General features: G+C 46.9%; 4 protein-coding genes. All 4 read right to left on the bottom strand.

Features of this window, described 5'->3' with window-relative positions:
• A complete protein-coding gene (locus HMPREF9439_RS04000) occupies window positions 1–18,738 on the bottom strand; it encodes a leukotoxin LktA family filamentous adhesin (RefSeq protein WP_008863805.1) in 18,738 nt (6,245 codons plus the stop codon).
• A gap of 7 nt (window positions 18,739–18,745) precedes the next feature.
• Window positions 18,746–20,437 (bottom strand): ShlB/FhaC/HecB family hemolysin secretion/activation protein, encoded by a 1,692-nt coding sequence (locus HMPREF9439_RS03995; RefSeq protein WP_008863804.1) that lies wholly within the window; start codon window positions 20,435–20,437, stop codon window positions 18,746–18,748.
• Window positions 20,438–21,017: 580 nt separating this feature from the next.
• A complete protein-coding gene (locus HMPREF9439_RS03990) occupies window positions 21,018–21,704 on the bottom strand; it encodes a hypothetical protein (RefSeq protein ID WP_008863802.1) in 687 nt (228 codons plus the stop codon).
• 88 nt (window positions 21,705–21,792) lie between these two features.
• Entirely contained in the window at window positions 21,793–26,151 is a 4,359-nt protein-coding gene (locus tag HMPREF9439_RS03985) for an autotransporter family protein (RefSeq protein WP_008863801.1), read from the bottom strand.
• Window positions 26,152–26,223: the final 72 nt, after the last annotated feature.

Here is a 26,223-nt window from a genome sequence, read left to right as displayed (position 1 = left end):
TCAGTCTTCGGTTTCCTCTTCGGTTCCCTCTTCTCCCATGTTAACCTGCCACCGGTTGGTTACAACAAGTAGAGCTTCCTTTATCAGACCATTCGAAGGACTTACGCTTTCAGCTCTGTACCCGTTAAAAAATAAACGCGAAGCAGGCATATGCGTGTCTTCTCCATAACGATATAACGCATAATGATGATGGCGCTGGTCAGCTTGCAAAGAATCCTTACTGAGATAAGAGATTTCACGATCAAAGCGATCGAACACCGACAGCATTTGCGGTGCAGCCGCGAAAATCCCTACTCTGTTGGATCTTGAAGAAATAACGTTCCTATCCGGCTTATACCCATCCTGAGAGACAAATATCATTGTTGAATTACCGGAAACAGATTTTTCTAAGGATATCGGACCGCCAGCATTCAGGACAAAGATCTGATCTCCGGCATCGACATTTTTGACCACGACGGCAGCAGACGGATCTGCGGAGCGCTGGACAATCGTGACATCCGCTCCGGACGCTAGCCCATTGGCTCGAATTTCGCCGTTGGCTTCGAGATAAATATCCTGAGATGCTTGAAGGTCTTTAAGTAAAACACTGTCGGCTTTCATTTCAGCGTGGCCGTTAACAGTCAGTTCATATCCAACTGAAAGCGGACCGTTGTAATTTTCTATAGTCAGATTTCCGTTGATGATATTGCCTTTTTCTTCGTTAATCTGAATTTCCTGCTTCTGACCGTTCAAGACCAAATTAATGTCCGAACCGGCAGATACAATCAATTCATCAACTCGATTCCCCAGTTCTTTATCCTTGGCTGATTTCTGAGCTAGTAACTCAACCGATCCGCCTGCAGAAACTTCCAGACGATCGGACGCAATGCCGTCGGCAGAAGCGTCTTGATGGACGTTTCTTTCCGCGTGAATCTCGAGGTTTTCCACCCCGTCAGAAGAGAATCCTTCAATTCCGGAGCCATGTTTCAAGGACACATCTTTCCCGGCCTCTACTTTCACAAGACCGTCCCCAGCCAAGACGGATCCTTGACCGAGCTCGAAGTTTCCCCCTGCTTTCAATTGAGCCTCTTCGGAAGCAAACAACATTACGGTGTCTTTTATCGTAAAGTCTTTTCCTGCAGAAACCGTCAAACGATTGATTTCCTCATCTTCGGAAGGACTGAGGACACCAACAGCTGTTTCCTCTTCAAAAACAACTGAGCCCCGTTTTGCTTCAATATTCAGGTCAGCTTGAGTCAGAACAACCGTGCCCTTTCCGATTGTGACATCTTGTCCGGCAGTGAAGGAAACATCCTTTTTACCCACTCGATTGGAAGCATCCGGATCATTACCGGCAAAAATAAAGGAATCAGATCCGATATCTATAGATCCGGCTGCGTCTAAATACACGTCACCGTAAGAAATCAATTCCGATTCATCTTTGAGTACGACATTGCCTTCAGAAGATCTGATTTCTGTTTCATGGAGAGAAGTCGAAAGGAATTGTCCGTCAAGAACCACGTCTCCTGTCACATTCATGCTGACGTTGTCTCTCGCGCTGACTTGAGAATTATCTCCCAGCTCGATAGAACCGCCTCCGACACCCCACTCATCTCCGGTTCGGATGTAAGCCGTTTGACCTTGGACGACTGAGTTTTCTCCCAACCTGATGTCGCCATGTTCTGAAACCAGTGACGTATGGTTCTTAGAGCCGTCCTCAAGCTTCGATTGAAGAACGGCGCCCTTATCCAAGAAAATGCCCTTGTTGCCGATAATATCTAAGCTCGTTCCAGACGTAACAAATGCGTTTTCTCCAAAACTTGTTTGGCCGCGTGAAGAGATTCGGACGTAAGAATCTTCCTGATCTTCTTGGGTCCGAATGTTTGCGCCGGCGCCGAAAGCAATATCTCCTTGAGCGTCAATAACAGCGCCGAGAACTGAAGTTTGGATGGAAGCACGTTCGCCGAAAGTTATATTTCCTTCCGTGTGATTTTCATCATCTCCCGCGTTCATAGACAGCATCGTCGTACGGAACGTTGCATCATTCCCGAATCTAACATCTCCTTTCACGTCAATAGACGTTTGCGGCAAAGATTCTATCGAACCGGTCTCGTATTTTCCGAATTTCGTTTGAACCGTTGCTCTGTCTCCTACAAGCAGCGAGCCTAGAGCATTGAGTTCAAATCCTTTTCCATGAACCGTAAAGTCTTCTTCGAACCTTATATTCTCTCCGGCACTGAACACCACAGAATTTTCTTGGCTGTCGAGTTTCGCATCCCGATCGATCACAATATCTTTTCCAGCTTCAAACAAAGTTTTGACAGCCTTAGAAGTCACCGTAAGGTTCTCACCCATGTAGATCGAACCTTCACTGCTTCTTACCGTGACTCCGTCTGTGGCACCGACGAGCGTCGCTTTATCACCGAATCGAACATCCTTTTGGGCAGAAACCAATAAATCGTCAGAAAGGATTTGAGCTTCATCACCGATAGTAAAGCTGTCTCCGGCGATGACACTGACTTTTCCATAGAGCGGGTTTTCTTGACTTAATCCGCTTTGCGTCCCGGCTTTCACCGTCGCTTTATTTCCGATATCAATTAAACCACGTTCCGAGATTAAAGAGCTGTCGGACGCAGAAACGATCGTTAAATCATTCTTGATATTCAGGCCGTTCCCGCCAAAGATATCGACACTGCCGTTTTCAGCAATGACTTCGAATTTGTCTTCCGTAACGTTTAAAACTCCCTGAGCTCCGATCCGGATCGGAGCTTCGTCTCCAGCAGACGGATCTTTCAAGGAAGCATTCACGTTGAGCGATCCTCCAAGCGTCGCGTCGGCGTCTGCCAAAACTTCAATTCCGCCATTTGTTGCTGTCAGAGAAACATAGTTTCCGAGGCTGAAGGCTTGTTTTCCTCCCGTAACAGACACACTGCAGCCCTCGACAGATATTTTGTCTCCGAGCACCAAACTCTCGTATCCGCGAACTACTGCTTCGTCCCTTGCTTTGACGGAAGAACCGGATTTGAGGTCAATTGCCTGTCCTTTCAAGACGGCTTTCCCGGAAGAAGCCTCAACTGTAATGGGGGCTTCATCTGCAAAAATCAACCCTCCGGCGCTGTCCATTACGACTTCGTCGCCCTTAAAGGTATTGTTTTTATGAGCAAACACTTTAAGGGCGTCAGAATCTGTAGAACCTGCTGTCAGACGTAGTGCTCCAGACTCCGAATATACAACTTTAGCTGCGGATAAATCGACCTTGCCTGCTGCGCCCACTTCCAGACTGCCGGCAGAATCAATGCTGGTCTTGTTATTAGAATCAACGTTTCCTTCCTCAGCCGAGAGGAGAACCGAGCCGGGTGTCGAAGTACTCAAAGAGGCATCCTTGATATTCAATCCGCCGGTAGCAACCTTCAAGTCGCCTTTGGAAGCAACAAGCGTATAACCCGTGAGATTAAGTTCGCCTTTTCCTTTTAAGGTGATCGTATCGGCAGCAAGATTCTTTTCATTCAGAGCAAGGTTCAAATTGCCTTCTTTCGACACCAAGATCAAATTAGAACCATCCTTGTTCTTTAAGGAGCCGCCGGTAACGGAAATACTATCTTTCGCCAGAACATCAATATCAGTTGAAGAATCGACATTGAGCCCCTTCAACGTAACAGAGCCGTTTTCTGCTGCGGCCTGCAAACCGCCTGTGTTGCCGTTCGCTTCTGAACTTACGTTGATGCTTCCTTCTTTACTCTCGACATCGAGTTTGCCAGCTGCATTCAAACTTTCAACAGTTAGACTGGCATCCTTTTGAGACGCAATGTCGATAACTGAGCCTGAACTTACTGTATTGCTTGTTACCTCAACCGCTCCTCCATTTGAGTTAATAAATAAGCCTTCCGATTCCCCAGTGCCGGCGGCGATTAGATCGGCTCCCATCACTTGTGTGCCGGCTGCAGAAGTAAGTCGGATAGAACTTTGAGAGTCAAGTTGTCCGGCATCGATCATGACGGAACCTTGAGAGGAATTCACTTCTACTCCGCTGCCTTCTCCCGTTCCCTTAGCCGATACGGAAACATTTGTCAGCTGCGCGTCTGTGACAGCAGAAAGTTTGACGGAACCGTTCGAATTGATCGAGCCGTCACTGACTTTGACTGCGCCTTCAGAAGAACTCAAAAAGACTCCGGCCTCTGCGTCGTTTCCTTCTGAAGAAACAGCAGTTCTGCTGATTGTCGTGTCCTTAGCTGATGAAACATTTATAGAGTTCTGAGACGTTAATGCGCCGCCATTAATGGAGACAGATCCTTCGGAAGAAACTAACGAAAGGCCATCTGTTCCTGCAGTTAGACTGCTGTCCGTCAAAGAAATATCATTGCTTGTAGTAAGGCCGAGTTTTTTAGCTTCCAGCGTTAGCGCTTTTCCGAAAGTCGTTTTCGGTGCAGAAAGATCAAGGGTTCCGTTTAAAGCTGAAAGGGTGGAATGGTCTGCGACCGAAAGCGACGAGCCTGCCTTAAGAGTCAGATTACCATCAGAGGTCTTCGCTGTTCCGTTAAGGTGGATCGTGTTAGCTTCAGCCGCCACATCTCTTTTGGCCTGAATCTCTTCAATTGTTAATGTCTTTTTGGCATTAAATTCGATCTCTCCGCCTTCTGAAACAAGTTTTTTAACTTTCAGAGAACCTTCCGTCGAGATCTCAACATTTGAAGTAACTGTCTCTTCGGTCACGGACACAGACATTTCAGATTCTCTATTGGCTTGAAGGTACACATTCTGAGGTTTGCCTTTCAGAACAACATTAAAGTCATTGACTGAATCCAAGCCCAAAGCTGCATCTTTCTGACCGATCTCGCCGTCTGTTTCAAAAGCGAAATTGGTTCCGCTAATTCGTCCGCTCTGTCCGCTTGTGTCCTTAACGGAATAAATATTGTCAGCCTTCAATACAACATCTTTACCGCTGGCCACGGATTGGAGATTAAGCGTTCCGTCTTGATCAACAAATACGCCTCCGTTTCCGGAGAACACGGCCGATCCTGTAATCGCCGTTTTAAGAAGTTTGTCGGCGGATCCGATTGAACCAAGCCCTGCTCTCAGGATCAAGTCTTTAGCTTTAACCGCACCCTCTCCGGATAGAGTGATTCCATTTGTAGCAGTGAGACGGATATCTCCGTTTTGAGAAGAAAGGGAACCGAGATTCAATGTGTTTTCAGAGTCAGACTGTAGATAAATGCTGTTTACTGCATCCGCATTTAATTTCGTGTCGCTGCTCTGATGGACTTCAAAGGCTTTCTTTAAGTTGATCGTCAGAGTGCCTGCTTTTTTGTTCCAAGTAACGTCATTAGCTTCTGCTCGAGCTAAAAGCTTGTAGAGGTTCAAGCCTTTTTCTGTCGAAGCATCCAAATCGCTGATGTTTGCCGTATGACCGTCAAGTTCCTGACCGATTCCGGCGCCAGACTTCAACGTAATATTTGCTGCTTTGATATTGGCAACGCCTGACTCAGGAACATAGCTCGGATCGGGATTCAAGATGGCTTCAGACACTGCAAAGAGCAATTCGTTCTGCGTCCAGCCGTAATTGTCTTTCGATGCTTGAACAAGATTTAATGCCGAGCCTTGAATTTTCGCTTCTTTGTTAATTGCGTCTTCTGCAGAGCCGCATCCCGCAAAGCGAGACTTCAGAGCCGCAAAATCCTTTTGCTCTTCTGTTGTCAGCGCTCTTACGCGACCCTTTTCAGCTTCCTGCTCATGGTTTAGGTAAGCCTGATATCGATTAAAGTCGGAAGTAATACCATTTTTTATGTCTTGTTCGTCTTTAGCAAACCGAGCCCCTTCGTTAGAAGTTCCGTCAGACGTCAGAATGCCGGCTTCAATCCAGCTTTCAAGGCGTTTTTGTGCCGAACGCTCATCGCGATCCGAGCGATCAATCGCATCATAAATATTTCCGGCTGAATCAATTGTGACATCCCCACTCGTGCTGATCTGACCAACAGAAATATCTCCGACAGATTTCAAAGAAATATCACCTGCTGCAGTCAGGTCAAGACGCTGCGACAGATCAGAGGCCTCTTTGTGATCCAGACTCTTAATATTAATTCCGCCTTCTTGGGAAACAAGAGAAAGCTTCTGTCCGGAAAGCGAATTCAAGTCAACGCCGCCTCTGAATTCAGCAGAAACCGTTTCTCCGGCATTCAGGGATCCGGAAACGGCTGCGCCCGAATTCAGATTCTTGGCATCAATATAAATAGACTTGCCAGCGGTTGCCGTTAGATTTAACTGCTTGTCGGAACTTCCGGCTGCTGTCCACTTAATAGCAGATCCTTCCGAGCCAATTGATCCTGAATCTGCTTTCAAGGTCAGATTAGATGCTCCGGTTATTGCTGCGGCTCCGCTTTGATTGAGGATGTTGTTCCCTGCAATCAAGCTAACAGAACCGCCCTGGGCGTTCACAGCGCCTCCGAGCAGGACTGACTTACCGCTTTTAATCACGATTGTATTGGTTCCGCTTAAGAAAGACGTACCTACTTGATGGTCAGCCTTTACCGTGTAGGAATAAAGCGTTGAAGTCGAAGTGGTCGTAACTTTCTGAGTGTGATGTGTGCCTGAGAAGTGGACCCAAGTGTTATAAGTTGTCCAATGAGTAACCGTTGAGCTCTCCGAACTGCTCACATGTGTAGTCCAAGCCTCAAAATTCTCATTCTTTCCTTCAGGACGGTCTGCTACCCAAATGGTCGAGCCGTTTGCTAAGTCTGCATCTCTTACTGTTGTCGTATTTACTGACGCCCAGTTTGTAGGCTCGCCGTAATCAAATGCATCCCAAACGGTAAACTTTTGGGAGTTATATCGAGTAGTGACCGTTGTTGAACCTTTTCCGTCGGTCCAGCCATATAACTGGTCGGTCAAGGGGTCGTAAGAACTATCTAGGACTTTGGTCCCAGCCGTTTTAGTTCCGTCGGAGTTGAGCCAGTAAGCAACAGCGTTCCCTTTACGAATTTCGGTAACCTTAGCAATCGCATTATCGGGCTTATCGGAATCTTTAAATCCCGAGTTTGTATCTGTGATTTGAATCAGGCCCTCAATATTGCCGGTATCGGCATTTCCAAGCAGAACGTCGCGGTTGCCGACGTTGATATTGATGTCTGCCGAACCGTTCGCCACGGACAATTGGCCGCCGCCTGTGCTTGCCACTCTTCCGGTAATGTAAATCTGTCCGCCTTGCGGAGAAATGTCATCGACGATCACCCTGTCATTGACCGGATCGTACCAGGCTGCGACTTGATACTTATAGGACTTGGAAGCTTCATCCCAAACAGGACCGCCTTCCTGAAGGGCATACTGCGGTGTTCTGCTGTTGACATCCGAGGGTGATCCGTGTGCCTGCCAATTTGCCTTAATAGAAGAAATCTTCTTGTCGACTTCTGTGTCCGACAAAGTCAAACCGTATTTCGCATAACCGCTTTGAACGTAGCCGTTTAAGTTAATCGCATCGGCTGCGAGGAAAATACTTCCTCCGGCAACCATGTCTCCGGCTTGACCATTGTCTGCATTACCAAGTTTGCCCGGACCGTACACATGGTCGGCATTTGAACTGACTGAGGATTGGGTGTCTAAGCTTCCGACTTCGTCTTTCCATAGCTCTTCAACAGAGCCTCCGACGTTAAACAATCCTCCTCTGTAAGACTGAGTAATAGAACCTTTTGCCGTGACTCCTAAAGAACCTCCGGCAGAAATCGAAGCTGTTTTATCGGCGTAAACATCGCCTCCGCTGCTTACAGAGATATTTCCTGCCCGGTTAATCAGTTTTCCGGAAATATCAATGCTGGTATCCGGATTGATTCTTTGCTCTTTACCGTCCGAGGTAACTAGAACCAATCCGTTGTAAGCAGAGTTAACCTTTATTGACGGAGCTTCTGAATTAGCTGACGTCGTTAACTGGCCACGGAACGAACCCAACGCGCCGGTCTTATCGATAACAACCTGATCGTTCAGTTTAAACTCGCCGCCTTTATCCAAAATTTGGATATCGCTCAGCTTCAATGCCACTGTGGCTTGGTTATCAATATTGATCCCCTCAGCGGTTTTAGCGATTAAAGAACCTCCTCCGGTTACGCTATCCGTGAAGGCAGAAATATTTCCACCCGAGACTGTGACATTGGAAATTTGGACATAAGGGCGGCTTGTCTGATCAATAAGCGAGAAATTACCGTTCTCTCCCCGGATCAAAAGGCCCTTCTGCTCCATTGTCGTAAGAAGCAGTTCGTCTTCGGCCTTGTAAGCAGCAAGCAAGGAGGGATTCGTCGTGCCGTAATCCTGCATCGCTTTCTGAAGTTCCTCATGACGCTGCCAGTACATGTTCGTCAGGGATTCTGCCTTCACACCGCTGACGGATTCATCATCAACGCCAGTCTTTGTGATCGTTAAGGGATTTTGTGAATCCAGGGTCACGCCTGATTCGTTGGGCGAAGCAATTCCGCTGATCTGAATATCTGCTTTGGCATTCACACCGGCTTGAACGAGTCCGCCGACCTGGATCTTATTGTCGGTGGTCAGATTCTTGGATTTTGTTCCGGCCGCTGTTGAAGCAATCGAGACTTCGCCGGCATCCGACGCAGACGTCCAGAACCAATAACGTGCTGTCTCATCCGTAGAAACATCGCCGCTTTGTGCGTAAAGCTCAGTATCACGCCAAGATTTGATTTCTCCGTTGAGATTGAGCTTATTGGTCAGGTTAAGACTGTCGGAAACTTCCGAATCCGTTCCGCCGATGGCTGAGTGGCTGTAAGCGTGCGCATAGCTCACTAAATCAAACTGAGAGTTCGAGCCATCAGCATCTCTGCCTGCTCTAATCGCCAACTTGCCTTTCGACAAGATGTTAGAACCGCTGCCGACATTTACTTCATTGGTGCGATTTTGGTTGACGGAAACCTTGGCCCCTGCCCCGGCTACCGCTGCGCCTTGAACATCTCCGACGCTCTGTGCTTCAACATCTTCGTCAGAAGAGGCGGCAATCGTCAGCGTGCCTTCGGCGCTACTAGCAGTTAAACGCACACCGTCGGCCAAGTTAATTCTATTTTGAGTATTTAGGGTTTCGAAGTTTTCTGCTGTCACACCGGCAACGGCACCGGCCGTTTGAGCACGAACCTTCAGACTAGTTCTTCCGACATTCTTCGCAGAAATGGTCAGATCATCTGCAGTCAATACCACATTTTTACCGATATCGACCTGTTGGGTACGGTTTTCCGTATTGCTTGCTTTAATGCCGGTACCGACAAAGGCTCCGTAAACACGGGAGTCAACGGCATAAGTTCCTTCAGCGGCATGAACGTCCCAATTATCAGAGGCTCCAACAAGAATACCGGAAGCGTTAATTGCCGAGCCATCCCCGATCGAGACTTTGTTAGTGCCTTGCATGTCGTTGATCAGCGAAGCACCGCTTCCTCCGGCCAAAGCGCCTTTGGTGTTATCGGCTTTCATGCCGATGTTGTGTTCGCCCGAGGTCACAAAGGATGCTGCATCTTGAACATTCCAACGGCCGCTGACAGTTAAAGTCGTATCAGAGCGATCTGTATGTTTTACTTGAGCCGCATTTGCGTCAAGATCGGTACCTTCGGCAAGAATAATTCCGCCTCCGGCACTGTCGGCAAGAACCATCGCCTTTTCTTTATTAGAAGCTGTTACAACCGCATTCTTAACTCCCACTGAAGACGAAGAAGAAACTTCGTTCTTCACCGATACCTTATGGTTCACTTCTGCGGAATTATTGCCCGAGGCAATCGTTCCTCCCGTACCTGCGGTTGTCTTAGACAAATAGACAGCACTGCCTTCTGTTACCGAAGTGAAGTTCTCCAAAGAAGAATCACCGGACAGTTCAATTTTGCTTTCGACCTGATTCGAATTCGTGATCTCTGAGGTATTGACAGGAATCGAAGCAATGATGGCACCGCCGTAGGTTTGAGAGTCGGCCGTCATCTTTAAGGCTCCACTTTCATCTCCGAGACCGGCACCGGCTGCCACTGTCAAATTAGCATGACTAAATACATTTCCAGTCACTTCGGAAATGACTTTACCTCGGGTTTCGGCAATCGACTGAACCACACCAATCCCGAGGCCTCCGGCTCCGGCACCGTAACTCTTAACCGTGATATCCGGACGGTTATTTGTGGTCAGACTGACGTCGCCGCCGGCTGTATTTCCGTTAAAGATCGTTCGAGTTGAAATCTCACCATCGGTTCCGTCATAGACCTTTGCTAGCGCACCTACTCCGTTGATGGCGCCGCCGTAGCCTGCAGTCGATTCGGCAAAGAGTTTTTGCTGACGAACTGCAGAGGCATTAAACGAAGAATTAATCCTTGAATTCAGAACTTGGCTTTCTACACGGCTTTTATCACGAATTTCTGCGACCATTCCGCCGCCGGAGGCTGCCGCAACCGTAATTCCGAAGGACTTCAGATGGATTTCTGATTTATTTTCCGTCTTAATCTCAAATACGGGATTGGTCGTTTGAGGTTTATTCTCTTCCGCCTTATTGGCCTCATCTTTACTGCCGTCAGGCTTTGGCTCTTCGAGTTTAATTCCTCCGGAAACGTTGCCTTCCCAGATCGTCGAAGCGCCGCCCGTGATTTCGGCGTCCGCATAAGCTGCAGTTCCGCTGGCAAGAGCCAGCGAAGTTTGGATCGCCTCAAGGTTGGTCTTACCTTCGAGTGAATTGAGAACGTTAAAGTTATCCTTTGATGTGATCGTGTTGCCGCTGAGATTAACTTTATTGTTGTAATGACGGCGCAACGTAATGACAGAGGCCGCTAATACTCCTGCACCGGCACTTCCGCTGCCGAGCGTAACGTCAATGCTGCCTGCCTTTGAATCTTCCTTAACAGAGACATCACTGCTTCCAACCGTCAGGTAATTGCCCGACACCACAACGGAAGTTCCATTCCCACTTCCCGAGGACACGCTTGCGTCTGCCGCTGCGGCCGAACCGACGATTTTGTCTTTTTCTTCCTGAGTCAGCTCATCATTCTCTGTAATAAAGCCGAGAGATCCGGTGCCTGAAGATGCGTAATCGGACAGATATTTATTAACTGTGTCTTCTGCGCTGCCAAGATCTTGACGGTTTGAAGCGAAAGGATTGTCTCCCGAACCGATCACCAGCGAGAATACATTTGCACCGATCGTTCCGATACCGCCGGAAGCAAACGCAACCGTTCCGTTAACGTAATGATCCTGAAGAGAGGAAACCGTGAGTTTGTCAGCTGTAACGATTGAATTACGAAGGTTAGCGGCCGAGGAGCCTTTAAAATAAGAAACGACGACCGAAGCACCCAAACTTCCGATAGCACCCGTAGCAGTAACATCTGTGACTTTCAGATGGTCTTCGTTTTCTGCATTGACGCTGAACTGACCGGCCTTAACTTCCGAATCGTTGACTTCAGCAGATGTCGCACCTTCAATCGTATTAACGTTCACGAGCCCAGCGACTGCTCCATACATTGCTCCGGAAGCGGTCACGTTCAAAGAAGAAAATTCCGAGATGCGATTCGCACCCACTGAAGCTGACTGGCCCTCAGCTCTCAGGATCGAATGAGCTACAGAAGAAGAAACTGCATTATCAGCGTAGTTGATAACCACGCTGATCGGTACCGCAGCATATTGAGAGCCTGCAGCTGTAATGGCAGAAGTCGTAATCCTGCCCAAATAATTTGCGTTCTGCGCGAATGAATCTAGCACTTCCGTCTGATCCACTGCAGCAGAAACATCCGAGAGCTGCCGATTCACGTTAACGGAAGCACTAACCGCTGCATACTGAGCACCTGAGGCGGCAATTAGTAAGGAAGAAATACCTTCTTTAGCATCTGCATCAACAGAAACAGAGGTACCTGTTAATGAAGATTTATCTGTTGATGTTCCGGTAACTACTACACCGGTTGAATGATCAGTGGTGATGATATTCGTTACAACGCCAATCGCCGCCCCCAAAGCACCGCTCGCAGTCGCAATCACAGTATCCACGTTCGCAGCGTCAGAAGCTCCGACCATCAGAGCGCCGGAACCGGCATTCAAATTCGAGGACTGAACCTTCGTTTCTGTCTTTCCACCAAAATAATTGACGTTTCCCGTGGCTGTGACCGCGGCATCCTTGGCCCCTCCTCCGGTAATGTAGAAAGTCTTAAAAGTTTCTGTAGAAGAAGCGTCAACCATTAATCCGGAAACAGTCTTGTCCTGTCTTGAATTTCTCAGCGAGGCAGCAACAGAAACATCTTCGACAATCTTCGAGTTGATCGCATCTTTATCAACTCCTGCCTTAGTTGTCAGAACCAAAGAAGTTTCCTGAGCAGAACGAACGAAGTCGGAATTCAGGATTTCGGCCTGAGTAAGTCCGCGTTTTTCTGAAACCGTGACTGTTGCTCCTACAGCTGCATTTTGAGCACCCTGGAGTTGGCCGCCATATGTTCCGATCGTATCGTCACTTCTTGCTTGAATGAGGGCTGCCCCTGCGTACTCTGCATTTAAGTTATTGGTCCGAGCTGCGGTGTTGTTCGTGACTAAATTAATAGCTGTTGAAGCCGTGACACCGGCTTTACTGCCGCCGGCTCCGCCTATTCCGATCGTATCAATGTCGTTATTGGATTCGGCCAAAACCGTCAAAGTATCGGAAGAAACAAGTCTCTGTTTATCCGAAGCACTCAGAGCTGCTGTCGTATCCGTGTTGACTCGGTTGACAGCAACACCGACTCCGATACCGGCGCCTTGAGCACCCACTCCTGCAACAATGCCAAGGTTATCAATATTAGTGCTGCTTGAAGCATGAACAGATAAGGCATTTAACGCTTTGGCTGCTTGATCCTTGACCCCTTGGGTGGTTTGGTCTTTTGTGTAGTTAACCGTCGAAAGGTTATTGACGGAAGCATTAGCGGAGCGATTGATCTCGTTGGTTCCGGCAGCTCCCGACAGACCGACATTGCCGCCGGCCACGCCGACGCTCAGCACAAGCGTTGAAATATGGTCATCAGCTTCGGCATCAACAGAGAAATCCGTCAGATTATTCGAACCTTCCGGCTGAGCAATCACCACACTGTCAGCAATTGCTTGAGTTTGAGAGCTGCGGGAAGACGCGTAAGCTACCGCTCCGGAGAGACCGGCTTTGCCTTCCGGGGCAACAGAAACATTTCCTGCCATCGTCCAAATGGCAGCCTTATCAGAAGAATTAAGTGCTGCCTCTTTGAGCCCCGTTAATCTTGAATTCTTTAATTGGACCAACGCATCGTTCTTAACGCGATTAACCGCAACTGCACCTCCAATACCTAAACCGGAAACCGACACTGCTCCGTCCGCAGCGGCCGCCCAAGCTGAGGCACGGTTAACCGCGGCAATATCTAATTTGGAGCTACTGAACTGGACGGAAGAAAGATTCAGACCGTCAACATCCGCAGAAGCTTTATTGTTGGTGTTAGCTACCACAACAGAAGCCCCGACAGCTCCAATCGCTCCGTCGCCGACATTAACACCGAAGTTGCCTCCGACATTGACCGTTGTTGCCCCACTGTCGGCATGGACATTTAAACGATTAACAGTCGAGGTCAAATCATTAACGACAACAGAAGCACCTTGATCGACGTTCGATACAACAACCGAACCTGCCGCGTTGAATTTGCCTTTGCCTCCGGCCACACCAACGGCTACGCCGAGAGAAAAGGCGTCATCTTTGGCATCTAAAACAACGGAAGAAGATGCGTTATCGGTATTGATGACGGTTCCGGAGGCATTTACCGCAAATTGGTTGTGAATCTGATTCACAACCACACCGGCGCCACCGGAGGAGCCCCCGGCACCAATCGCAGGAGAAACTGCGACGGTAATTTGTTTCATCTTGCCGGCCTGATCGTATAAATCACCAAGGTTCTGGGTTTGTTCTTTTGAACTATCTTTGCCCGTTTCTTCAGCATCCGGTGATGTTCTTAATCCGACATCTTTAAAATAAGACTCATTGTTGAGCTCGTCGAGATTGTCGACATACCATTTGCGATCCGCGAGGTTTTCAAATTCATCGGCTTCCTGACCGCCGGAAGAACGCGCCGCTGCTTCAAATCCGCCCTCTCCGGCTACAGAAATACTGAGTCCATTAAGCGTCGTTGAAACATTATTCGTCAGCTCGGAGCTTGCCGCGGCGCCGGAAAGTGCAAAGGATGATTCTCCAGTCGTCACGGCAGAAGAAACAGCAGTCGTAACTTGAGTTATATCGGAAAGGGCTCGAACGGCGCTGGTTCCGGCGAGTTTCAGAGTGCTGTCGGCAAATTCAGAAGAAACGGTGTTGTCGATGTCTGCCACGGCAAAAATCAAAGAACCACCGAAAGACTTAGCGCCGGTATTGCCGCCTTTGCCGAAAGAGAACCCGATGCCGCCCGTGACTTGATTGTCTCCGACCCAGCTCACTTGGTTGTAAGCCGTATTAAACGCAGACCCGTCTAACTGAGACAAACCTTTAACGTTTGTAGAAACCGTATTCCCGATGAGATTGGCAGAAACTCCTGCATCGAAAGCCCCGCTGAATTTAGCTGCACCTAACGACAAGGCTGCGGCCAAGCCTTCTGCCACCGTCGTACCGTCAGACACTGAACGAATATTCAGTTTCTTTAAGTCCGTATTGAACTTTAAGCCCTGAGAATTTAACTTCGTTGCATCGATATTGACTGCCGTCTTGTAGTTTCCGGTGTTTCCGGCAACAGCGCCTGCAATGCCGGCGGCATAATTTGCCGCATTCAGTTCAGAGATGTAGTTAATACCAGCAGCGCCGGCCCACGCGCCGACCCATTTATCCGTGACCGCATCGACCGAGACTTCTTCCGGCGCTTTGATTTGGAAGTTACCGACCTCGATGTTGACTTCGTTTTCCGTGTCAGTGTCGTTCCAAGCGGCACTTCCTGCAGCACCTAATTGGAACTGAGAAGTTCCGCCCTGGGCCACACCCGAAGTTGAACTGCTCGTGGTACTTGCAGTACTGCCGTTTTGCGCAAGGTTGGAATTATTGTTTCCGCTCATCGAGGAGCTGGTCGGATCGTTCTGAGACTGATTACGGTTAAATTTGTCTCTGATCGAATGTCCTAAACCATTGGCCTTCTGCGCTAAAAGCGGGCCGCCTTCTTCTAAATAGAAGCTCAGCCCTTCCTTAACGTAAGTGGCTTTGTCTCCGAGGCCGGAGAAGAATTGTGAAATTTTGCCCGGAGGATCATTGGATTCCGGGCTATGGCCGGATACGCCGACACCGCCTGCAACGCCGATCGCGTTCATGGCCAGGTCTTCGGAGGCCAGCAAATTGACCTTACCATCGGCGCCGGAAGCCTCTAAGAAACCTTGCGCCTCATAGAGCGAACGATCTTGCTCAGCAATAACGTCGTTGTCTTTAACTCTGAGCTCATTGCCTAACTTACCGGCATTCACAGCAATGCCGGCGCCGGCCGCTTTGTTTGCATTGTCGGATATGTCTACAACAACAGCGCCTGCAATCGTTTGTACGTCGTCATCGCGCTTAGCGCTGACTTCGACCGAAGAGCCTTTTACTTGGGACTCGTCATCGAGCCAAACCAAGTTAGTTCCGTTGGTTACGGCAACAGCCGCTAAACCTTCCAGACTTAAATCACCTTTATTGACGTCGGCAGCTGCGCCGATGGTTAATCCGTAAATACTGTCTTGGGCTGTAAGGAGTGCAACATTGTCCGCAGTCAGCTGAGCATTTTCTCGGACGATTAAGCGGCTGGAAGATGTCAGCTGGTTGTAAACCACCGTAGCACCGAGCGCGCTGGCTTTTTCCATATCCGGTATCGGAATACCGAATACCGTCGCAGCCTTTCCGCCCAAAACTAAGCTTTCGTTTAGAGCATTAGAACGAACGATGAGATTTCCATTGCTTTGAGAATCGGCAGAAGGCGTTCCGTGCGCTTCAATCCTTGTGTTTTTGCCGACATTTAATAAAGAAGCGGTCTTCTGGTTGATGACCATTGCCGTTCCGGTTGCACTCCAAACTGAATTATCCGAAGAAGCGTCACCGGCGGACGCGGCATAAGCATTTAAATAATTGGTCGGCTTAATGAATTCAAGCAGACTCATGACAACATTGCCAGTCTCAGCTCCGGCCGAACCGATAACCTTTACTTCTCCGAAGAAAGTTCCTAATGCAGAACCCAGCGTTCCGAAAGAGGTTCCGACTTTTTTAATCTTTTCGATAAAAGAAAGATTAGCGTCGCTGACACTGTTGAAGTCTGCGTCGACCTTGTCAAATGCTTCTTCGACTTTTGCCCATTGATCTTTGAATTCATGAGCAAAAATGGCCTTGAGTCGATCACGAGCCTTAGCGAAATCTTCCTTCATCTTGGTGAGACGATTCCACTCAATCTCGGCTTCCGAATCTAAGACAAGTTGTCCGTTGTTCGCTTTAAGCACGGAATCATTGCCGATTTCGAGGATTGATCGAACGGCTTCTTTTTCGTCTCCGGAGAGCGCGACTAAAACTGCCAAAGAACCCTGAAGTTTCGTTTGGCTCGTTTCTCCTTCCGGCGCCGCGGAAGAAACTTTAGAAGTCACCAGATAATGATGATCTCGTAAGAGCACATCAGAGGAAAGGTTTAAGTTGCCTGCTGTTTGAAGACCGATGGAGCAGCCTTCAATCACCGGAGTATTAACGATGACAGAAGAAGTTTGGGATCCGAGGACAACGCCAACCGCGCCGCCAAGTTTAAATTTGGTCGAATCAAACTTGCTATCTACGCCCTGACCTGCCTGCCCCATGAGTCCGGCAACAAAGTCCCTCGATACCGCACCGATGGTGTCATAGAGAAGTTTTGAGATGCCGGAAGCGCCGACAGCATTATCTGCCTTAATGGTTAGATCTTCTGTGACATTCTTAGCTGTAACCGAAGCTTCCAAAGCCTCGTTTGTGAATCCGGTGTTCAGAAGGACGTTCGAATGCGTATCCAATTCAGTGTAGTTGAAAGCTAAACCGCCGTAACTGCCATCCTGAACAACGACTGAAGATTCGGTTTTAACGGAACTGTTTTGATTCGAGGAAATTTCGACTTTTCCAGCGTCTTTTACGATGTCCAGCAATGCCGAACTTTCAACATTGATGTCAGATGTACCTTTGAGTCTGGCAACGAGGACCGAAGTTTGAACCGCTTTGCTTTCTTTTGTCGCAGCCGTAGCCGAAGCTTCTACCGTTAAGTCATCCGCTGAAGTGATAGTTAAGTCTTTTCCGGCCCTTAAAGATCCGGCGACGTTGACCGTGCTCGAACTGTCAGCAAGCGCGACGATTGCCGCGATTGAAGGAACCTTCTGGGTTGATTCGGTATTGAATAGGTCAAAGAGACTCGTCGAAGTTCCCGCTTCAAGTTTGGTATCTGCAACAGAATCCAAGGATAAGTTTTGTCCGGCAGAAAGGCTCGCGTCCTTACCAATATTGATGAGAGAAGATGTCTTTAAGTCCGCGTAATAAACCGCTTCATTGAACGGTGTTGCCGTTCCTAAAATCTCCAGCGTTAAACCTGTCGAAAGGTCAGCCATTGTCGTAGAAGATTTAACCAAACGGTTCTCTGCGACGGAATTCACGTCAAGATCTTTAGCTGCGGTGATAACGCCGTCAATCCTGATCTCGGAAGATACATCCAAGAGCTTGTGTTTACCGTCAGAAACGAAATGGCCGATTTCTCGATCTTTTTTAGCCTTTTCTTCTTCTGTGAGCTTGTCGTAACCCGACGGACGAAGCTTCTTATCGATGTCATAGACACCGTTACCTGCCATAGAAGAAACTTTGACATTTCCTCGAGATTTGACGGAAGCTCCGTTCGCAACTTTGACCTTTGCTTGGACTTTCTGTTTCGTGACGGATCCTGCAATCGATCCGGTCCCGGAGCTGTCGCTTCTGGCCAATAGAAGTATATCGCCGGAACCGTCAGCCGCCTCTTGCGTCACCAAAGTGTCAGAAACCGAGCTTTTAGTAACGATGTTTTGACCTTCTTTAATATGAACGAGGTTTTTGAAATCCGTTTCCAAATTGGAAAGCTTTGCGCCAAACTCTAAATGGATCTGGGAAGCAGCAAGTGTGATTCGATTACCTGCATTGATGCTTCCGTTAACTGTAATCACACCGACAGGATTAAGAGGAACTTCTCCTTGCTGCATTTTCTGCAAGGTTGCAAGCGCTTGTTCTTCTGTTTGGCCTAATCCTAAAGGAAGTTTTTTGTCTGATAACTCACTGTACTTTTTATAGGCATCGTCCGTGGTAATCACGGCCGTCAAACTTCCGGCATTGATCACACCGGTTTTACCGACGATCATTCCCTGCGGGGAAACAAAGTAAAGATTGCCTCCGATCTTGTTTTCTTTTAATGCGTTAACCGTTCCGTTAACGGAAATCTTGTTGTCGACAAAGTTCACCAAGTGGTTTGTATTTTCCGGGAGATGCATGTCTACAAGATGCTTTTCTCCTACCCGGAACTGAGTGAACTTATTTGCGGCAACCGATCCGTTGATATAGCTCGTCGAGATATCGTGATGCAGATTGTCTTGTGAGCTGGTAATCGTCGTTCCTGTCCAGTTTGGGTCCACGGTGATTGCGTGATCCAGCGCTTCTGCGACCGCAGTTAAAGGAAGCGTTAGTAAAGAGGCTTCCATAACCAATAATTCAACGGGGACGATTAACGATGAGGTTTCTTTGCCATGGGCACGATGATTCTCGTCCGTGACAACGTGTATTCCTCGGCAAACATTCCAAATAACTTTATAGATCTTATTCATAGTGTTCTCACCAAACAGCGTTAATCACGAAATCGAATCGTGCTTTGCTCACGTGTTCCGAACCCACATTTCTCTTAAACGGAAAGGAGATAGTGGCAGAACTCATCAGCCAATCCACCGGTCTCCAAGAGGCTCCAATGCCGACGGAACCCAAACTTTTATCTTTATAGGGAGAATCTCCGCTCAATCGCCCGGCATCGAGGAAGGCAAACACGTTGGAGCCCTTCCCGTCTAAGTGGTATTTCGCTTCTAAATTAATCCAGGCGCCGTTGTAAGCAGAGATCGTGTCATTCTCATAACCACGAACGCCTGAAGAAGTGCCCAAATAGAAAGAATCACCTGAAGCCATTTCCCCGCCACCTAGATATCTTTGTGCGCCGGCATTGACGGTGTAGCCCCAATTTTTCCAAAGCCGGTGATCCCAAGTTAAATAACCTGTCAGACGGCGGTAACGGGAAGCGTTATCGAATGTGTAGTCTTTCAGCCAGGATTCAATGTATTGACCGTTGGCGTAGAGCGTCATGCCTTCTTTCAGCCAAAGCTGCTCCAGGCCGGCTGTGAGGCTCTTCACCGAAGTATCGCTGACTGTCAGAACATTAAACATTTCAGTTTCGGATGTTTGACGGGCCGCTTGTAGGTAACCAGTGAGCTTTGAGGTCGAAGTCACATACAAAGGATGGTCGAGTCTCAATGACAGATATTGAGAATGCCCTTTGACATCGAAGTCCTCGGACGGTCCGTCAACTACTTTTACGCGGCCGTATGAGTAACTTGCGGTCAAACGTGTTCCGAAACTATTGAGCGGAACAGAGTAAGAACCCATAAAGCTTCTTGAACCATGGGAAAACACACCGATCAGCTGGAGCCGATCACGCCACCCCAACAGACTTCTTTCCGTGAAGCTGACGCCACCGCGGTAACGGCCGGACGATTTAGAGCCGGAAGAATCCGAAAACAAAGTGAAAGTACGAGGATCGGGCTCTTGTACAAAGATCTCATAGTCCGTTGTTCCCGGTTCTTGCCCTGCTCTCATGTCCACTGAGAGCTGAATGTCATTGGTCATGTTGAACTTGACCAAATCACCCAGCATTTCTCGGTAATTGGAGACCTTACCTTTTTCAAGATCAAAGGCTCTCAGGATATAACCGCCTCGAGTTTTAAACTCTTTTCCTTCTACTGCCGAACTTAAAGAGACTGCTCCGGTCTTACCTTCGACTAAGGTAATTGTTAAAACACCCTTAGAAATTCTCTGCGGCTGAAGGACAGCTTGGCATACCACGTAGCCTTTTTGGCGATAAAGGCGATTAACCGCCTCAAGCATTGCTGTGAGCTCTTTACCTGTGACAACCGTACCCACAAATGGCTTTACGGCTTCAAGTGTTTCTTTATCCGTCAAAATCTGACTCGGTGTGAAATGAACCGAAGAAAGAAAGAAACGAATGCCATCTCCGAATTTTTGAGACTCTGAGGCTGAAAGTGCTTTTTCTGCCGCTTCTTTTGCCTGCCTTCTAATTTCACGTTCTTGCTCTGTAAGATCACTTCTTTGAGCTTCATTCAAGAGTCGGCGGACATCTCGCTGAGGCAACGTAACATCACGCTCCAGAGAAGCAGAGAGAGCGGGGTTAACTATTTGTGCTTGGACACTAAAAGACAAAAATGTCAGTACCCCTAAACAAGCATGTGTCGGCAGTTTATTCATTTCCTTGGGATTCTTTATGTTTATCGAAAGATTTTAACAGACGGGGTAGTCTTGAATTTTCGTAAATCGAAGAGAGTTTTTTATTTATATTCAATGAGAAAGATAGATTATCTCAAAATAAACAAAAGTTCACCCAGATCTTATTTTTGGGTTATTTCTAATAAAAATTACGACTAACAAATTAAGAGTGTTTAACTTTCTTCACTTTTAACTTTCAAAATGATTTGCATTTGACAAGGGAGAATTCTCAGTAAGCGTTTTGCTTGGCTTTTCATATTTTTCGTGAGAGTCGTCTGAAATTGCGATAATTTTTGTCCGAGCCACCCTCCTTCAGCAATGCGGTTCAAATTATCAACAAAAAATGAATTCACGTAGCCTTAATGATTAAGGAAGATGCTAGACGTATACTCACGTTTGGAGGAACAAACAAATAGAACAAATACTTAGATTTTGAAAAAAAATTGAGCCTTGATTTCTTATCAAGGCTCCGACCCACGAAGTCGACCGAGGGGACAGCTTCGAGTTTGAAGTGGTCTAAATGCTACAAATTAAATAAAACTTTTCTAACTGCCTTGAGAAATCAAGGCAGTTTGTTCTCCAACTGTTTCACGCTTTCAAAGACCATCTGCTTATAGAAACGGCGGACAAATTCTGTGTGGAAATCCATATTGTTGAAATACGAAAACGTGAAACGCTTCGGATCCTGGCCGACTTCTTTTTCTTTGGAGTCTTCATGGCCTATGAACATATGATCTGTCTTCGGAGAAACTTCTAGTTCAGGCTTATCTTTTAATTTGACTGCCATCTTCATCGTCATGTCGTATTCATAGACGATCTTTTCCGGATGATTGTCAGGATCCGCCTTTTTGGCTTCAATCGCAGCCTTTGTCTTCGGATCCATTGCGCGGGTCAAATCAATTACCACTTCGCCTTGTCTGTCTTCCGCGTCTTCCTTCACGATCTTGAAGAGACCTGTCTGTTCAAGATAGCGTTCTGAAGCGAGCCAGAGACCGTAGTGTTCGCGCCAGTCAGCCGGACGTTTATCAAACGGTTCCGTCACAATAGGACGACCTTCCCACAGATAATTTACAACCAGCGAAACCTTTAGCGGTTCCTCTACTTTCTTGAATTGATCGGCTTCTATCACGGTTGTCGGCTGAACAAACCAGCTTTCTCTCGGATAGTCTTTATGGTCATAGGCGCAGCCGCTCAGAGCCAAACTCAATGCGCAGACCGAAGCGGCTAATAATGAAGTTTTAGTATTCATGATGCTTATTCCGTTAGGTAAACGAGTCGGGATGGGAGGCACGGAATCTATTCCGCGCCGTTCCATCAGCTATGCGTTCAGCGTTTGTTTAGAACATGTACTTGATGCCGATCTGAGCGGTTTCGTTGTGGTATCCGGATTTACCGGCCTGAACTCCAACAGTTGCCCAGCCAAGCGTGTTGCGGCTTAAGTGACCTTCTAAGCCCATACGGAATTCCCCGAGGTTTCTCCCGCCGTCCATATAGACCTTGTCAGTGCCCATTTGAACGCCGGCCTTCTTGCTGTTATGAATCCAGTTGCCTTCAATGAATCCGAGGCCCTTATTCATATAGTTAGCATGAAGTCTTGCGCCGACTCGAAGCGTGACATTATCAGTGCCTAACTGGCGATATTTCGTCCCGAAGGAGTCATTAGCGGAATTGGCCTTAACGCCGTCCCATACTAATTGGGCTTCCGGCTGGAATGTCCAAATCAGCTTGTTGTAATCCTTCGTTCCGCTTTCTCCGATAGGAATGGTGTAACCGGTTTCAACCGACCAAACCCAGCCGTGTGATTTGAATTTGAACGGAGAAATTTCATCTGACCAAATCTTGTTGTCATAACGACCGAAGAGAAGCCAACTATCAACATAGAAACCGTCATCAGGGCTATTGCCTGTGTACAGCGTTCCGTAGATACCCAAGGAGTAACCATCTGAGCGGGATTTTGCGCTATCCCAAGAACGGCTGTCAGAGCGGTTGTAGAGACCACCGGCAAAGACACCGCCAATATACTTCCAATCTTCGTTAAATTCGTTTCTCAGCAAATCTCCGCCGATCTGAGTAACGGCAGTATTGGAATGAGTCTTACTCTGTCCACCCGCCATGCGGAAGTGAGAGTGAGAACCAACCTGACGGACCCAAGCTGCTGCAGGCTTTTCTTCACCGTCAAATGGGTCGATGTAGTATGCCTGACCAAAGCGGTCGTGCAGTCTCATGTGCATCTTGGCCCAAGATTGAGATGCTCCTACGTAAGCACCAGCTTCCGGTCTGAGGACTAGATTTTCTTCTTCCTTCGGAGGTACTAAAGGTTCATAGTAATCTTTGTCATCCGAGTTATAGAGCACCCAAGTTCTTTGTTGCTCTTCATCGTTGTAACCAAGACTATAAATCCATTTATAGGCCTCATTGTCTTTGGCAACGACACCAAATGGCTGCATCTCAAGCCGAAGTTGATTTCCTTCAAGTCCCTTATCAGCAATAACGAAGATTGGAATACCTTCGCTCTTCAGAGTTTTTTCACCACGGGCTTCTTTGAAGATTCCGCTAACTGGGATCTTGCTATGGTCATCTCCGAAGGAGACCTTAGAAGTACCGGAGGCAGTTTCAGAGTGAATAACGTCTACAAAAGAATTGTTGGATCCTTGGACCAGACCTCTATAGTGAAGAACGGATCCTGATTCGCCAACATAATTTTCTGCCACTTTGACGTGGTTCAAATTAGATACTTTATCTTCACTTCCAGAAAGGAAAACATCACCTGCATTTTGAAGAGCCCTGATGTTGGCCACACTTCGAGGATCGACGTCTCTCGAAAAAGATGCTGAGGCACTGTTAAAGTACAGAGAGGAATTTTTAGAAACAATCGCAAGAGCGTTTTGTAAGGAGTTCTGTTCTTCCAACCTACCTATAGCAGAATCCAAGACAAATTCGCCATAATATTCTGGATTGGCAGTGTAAATATCTGCTGTATAACCTAAAATTTTTATCCGAGACTGTTTGTCACCCCTGATGTTGCCTCTAACTACCGCACCGTTCCTAACCGACAAAGATCCCGAGACAGAATCAACTTTTGTCAACTCCAACACAGACCCTTCAAAACTATTAAATCTTCCAACGCTTTGACTGGCAGTAAGTTGATAAATACCTTGTAGATTTAAAGACGAGGTGTACCGACCGCGTTTAGCCTCTTCGACCTTTTGGGAAAAAGGATCTTCGACAGCATTTCCGAGCGAGCCGTCTACCTTTTGAATTAATACTCCATTGGACTCAATTGTAGTTTCGCCAGAAAAACTATTTACACCATGAGTATAACGGTTCAATGCGTCTCCGATGATAACCGTGTTACCCTCAGGGATCACAATTCCACCAGAACCTGTCAATTCTGCTGACAATGTGAAATTTTCGTCCTTAACATCAGTCTCATTTGTTTTTCCATAGAGAATTAGTTGAGCGCCAGGAAGTACTTCAAGAGATTTCAACCAATACTTGATACCAACACCACCAGCATCACCAAGCTGGGTAGTTGTTTGACCTTTTACCGTACTCTCCCAATTTTTTATCTCATTGCCAAACAAATCCGTGCCGTTCTCAACATTATGTGTGACCTTAACCTCAGCATTAGGATTAAATTTTCCGTCTACATGTAAATATTTATAAAAACCATAAGTTGCTTTTGCGACATTTTTTCCATTTTGTTCTATGTCAAACCCATTGATTGTAAAAAAGAAATCTTCAAAGTTATCGCTCGGTTGGGTTAACGACCCCATAGGGGTTTTTGTTGAATATTTTTCATCCCCTACTTTTCCAACAAAAATCTGTGTATTTCCATAGGCAAATGTATCCTGCTGATTTTCGTGGCGGTAAATTTGAATGGCTGGGCGGCTAATATTTACCGCCTGAATTTGATTCTTACCGTCAGTGCCGTCGTTCACAGCAAGGTATAAGACTAACCCTCTATATTCATCTCTAAAAGCATCTGTCCAAGTCTTAGAATCCGCAGATCTATCAAAAACCAACCCATTATCATGAACCAAGAGAGACAAATGCTCCTCTCCATTCGCTCCGTAATAATGATTAACTGCCTTGTCAGTAAATAATTTTGTCTCGTCTGGACTGTATTGAATAAACCGCCCGTTGGCATTCACTTTATCACTTAGGACTGTATAGGCGGCAACCCAAAAGTTGTGCATTCCATTTGTAAAGTCACTTTGGCTATTCTTGTCCGAAGAAGCCAAACTTGAGTGAAACCCCTTTCGGTTAAGCAAATAACTACCGCCAACAAGTTGACCAAGCTTCATACTTTCTGAAGACGAACTGTCTTGAGATGTATATATGAGGCCAGTTTTGTTTATCACAGGAGTTTTTAGGGAATTAAAAGCGTTGTTTTCATGCTGATAATCTGCGCTTAAATCCAGCTCATTTTTAAAGTTTCTTTCAAGATAAGATTCATCGTAATATTGCCCAAAATGGAGATACCTTACATAAGCAGAATCGGCCTCCACGGCACCCGCAAGGTAGGCAATTCCTCTTCTGCGGTTAACCGCCTGAATTTTTTCTTCATCCACCCTGTCGGAAGTACCTTTTTTTAAATCTGAAACAGCCGTAGAGGTCCCGTAAATCGCTCCGTCTGTTAAAACTACATTGTGAAGAGAAACCAAATTCGCATGCAAGTCTCTTGGTTTGTCACCTTTTTGAAGAGAGTAGACGCCTTGCATCTCCAATCCCCCAATGACGTTTCCATTTATCTTAGAATTTGACGCCGAAACAATATTGTTTGCAGCTTTTCCGTAAGAATAACCACCAAATACTGACATTCCCTCCACAGAACCTGATGCTCCAGTGAGAGAATTGGGATCCGAAATTATGGTATTTTTGATTAATACAACATTGCCATTAGCGATAGTATTATTTATAGAGTCTGGATCGTCTTTCCCTTTGGTATCGTAAATCCGGTAATCAAAGAAACCTCTCCCGCCCACAATGCCAAGTTTTCTTGTTTTATTACTCTGAGATTGAATTACAACACTATCCAAAAGAACTAGGTTATTACTCGCTTCCCAACCTTCAGCTCCCCACAAACCACCAGCTTTGAACTGTAGATTCACTGAATGATCTTTGTCGCTGTTTCTTCCTTTAACTTCAACTTTATTAAAATTTGTACTATATCCCTTTTGATTATTCAGAGACAAACCTTCAGCTTGCGCAGACCTTCCTCCCATTATCAGAGTTCCGCGCCACAAAGCTCCTTCTTCACGTAGGTCAATTTTAACTGTGTTTGAATTACTATCTCCGACATTCTCAACTCTCGTTGCGAGGGGTTTATTAAAGTCTGAGATATCGTTTCTGCTCCCATAAATGACAGAGTAAAAGCTCGAATCCTTAGTAAATGTAAGATCAACTGTAGCTCCGCTGCAATAGGTAGAATAATTAAAATCTTGGCCGTTAGAGCCTTGGAGGGAGACTATCCCATCATTAAGGTAGAATTTGTTATTGACCGAAGGAGGCGGATCAGTACCTTCGTTATTATCTAAATAAACCGATCTAAAACCCCCAATTATATAGAATTGGTAAGGCGCCTGATTATAAGAAAGATTTTTCCCATTTACTACAACTGAAAGAACCGCATCTTTTGAAGTCTCCTCTGTCAGAAACAAATAAGGGCTTCCTGACCTCGTGGGATTCTTCATGGAAGAATCGTAGACAACTTTAGCCCCAGTCGCAGAATATGTCAACGTTACCGTAGATTGACCAGGCAGGGG

This window comes from Parasutterella excrementihominis YIT 11859 (genome assembly GCF_000205025.1).
Taxonomy (GTDB): Bacteria; Pseudomonadota; Gammaproteobacteria; order Burkholderiales; family Burkholderiaceae_F; genus Parasutterella; species Parasutterella excrementihominis.
Note: the sequence above shows the minus strand (reverse complement) of the source record. Positions and strands in the feature narration are given on the sequence as shown.

Bases quoted from the DNA above. Each gene is read 5' to 3' on its own strand.
- HMPREF9439_RS04000 (WP_008863805.1), bottom strand. From the start codon at position 18,738: ATGAATAAGATCTATAAAGTTATTTGGAATGTTTGCCGAGGAATACAC.
- HMPREF9439_RS03995 (WP_008863804.1), bottom strand. From the start codon at position 20,437: ATGAATAAACTGCCGACACATGCTTGTTTAGGGGTACTGACATTTTTG.
- HMPREF9439_RS03990 (WP_008863802.1), bottom strand. From the start codon at position 21,704: ATGAATACTAAAACTTCATTATTAGCCGCTTCGGTCTGCGCATTGAGT.
- HMPREF9439_RS03985 (WP_008863801.1), bottom strand. From the start codon at position 26,151: ATGAAGAATCCCACGAGGTCAGGAAGCCCTTATTTGTTTCTGACAGAG.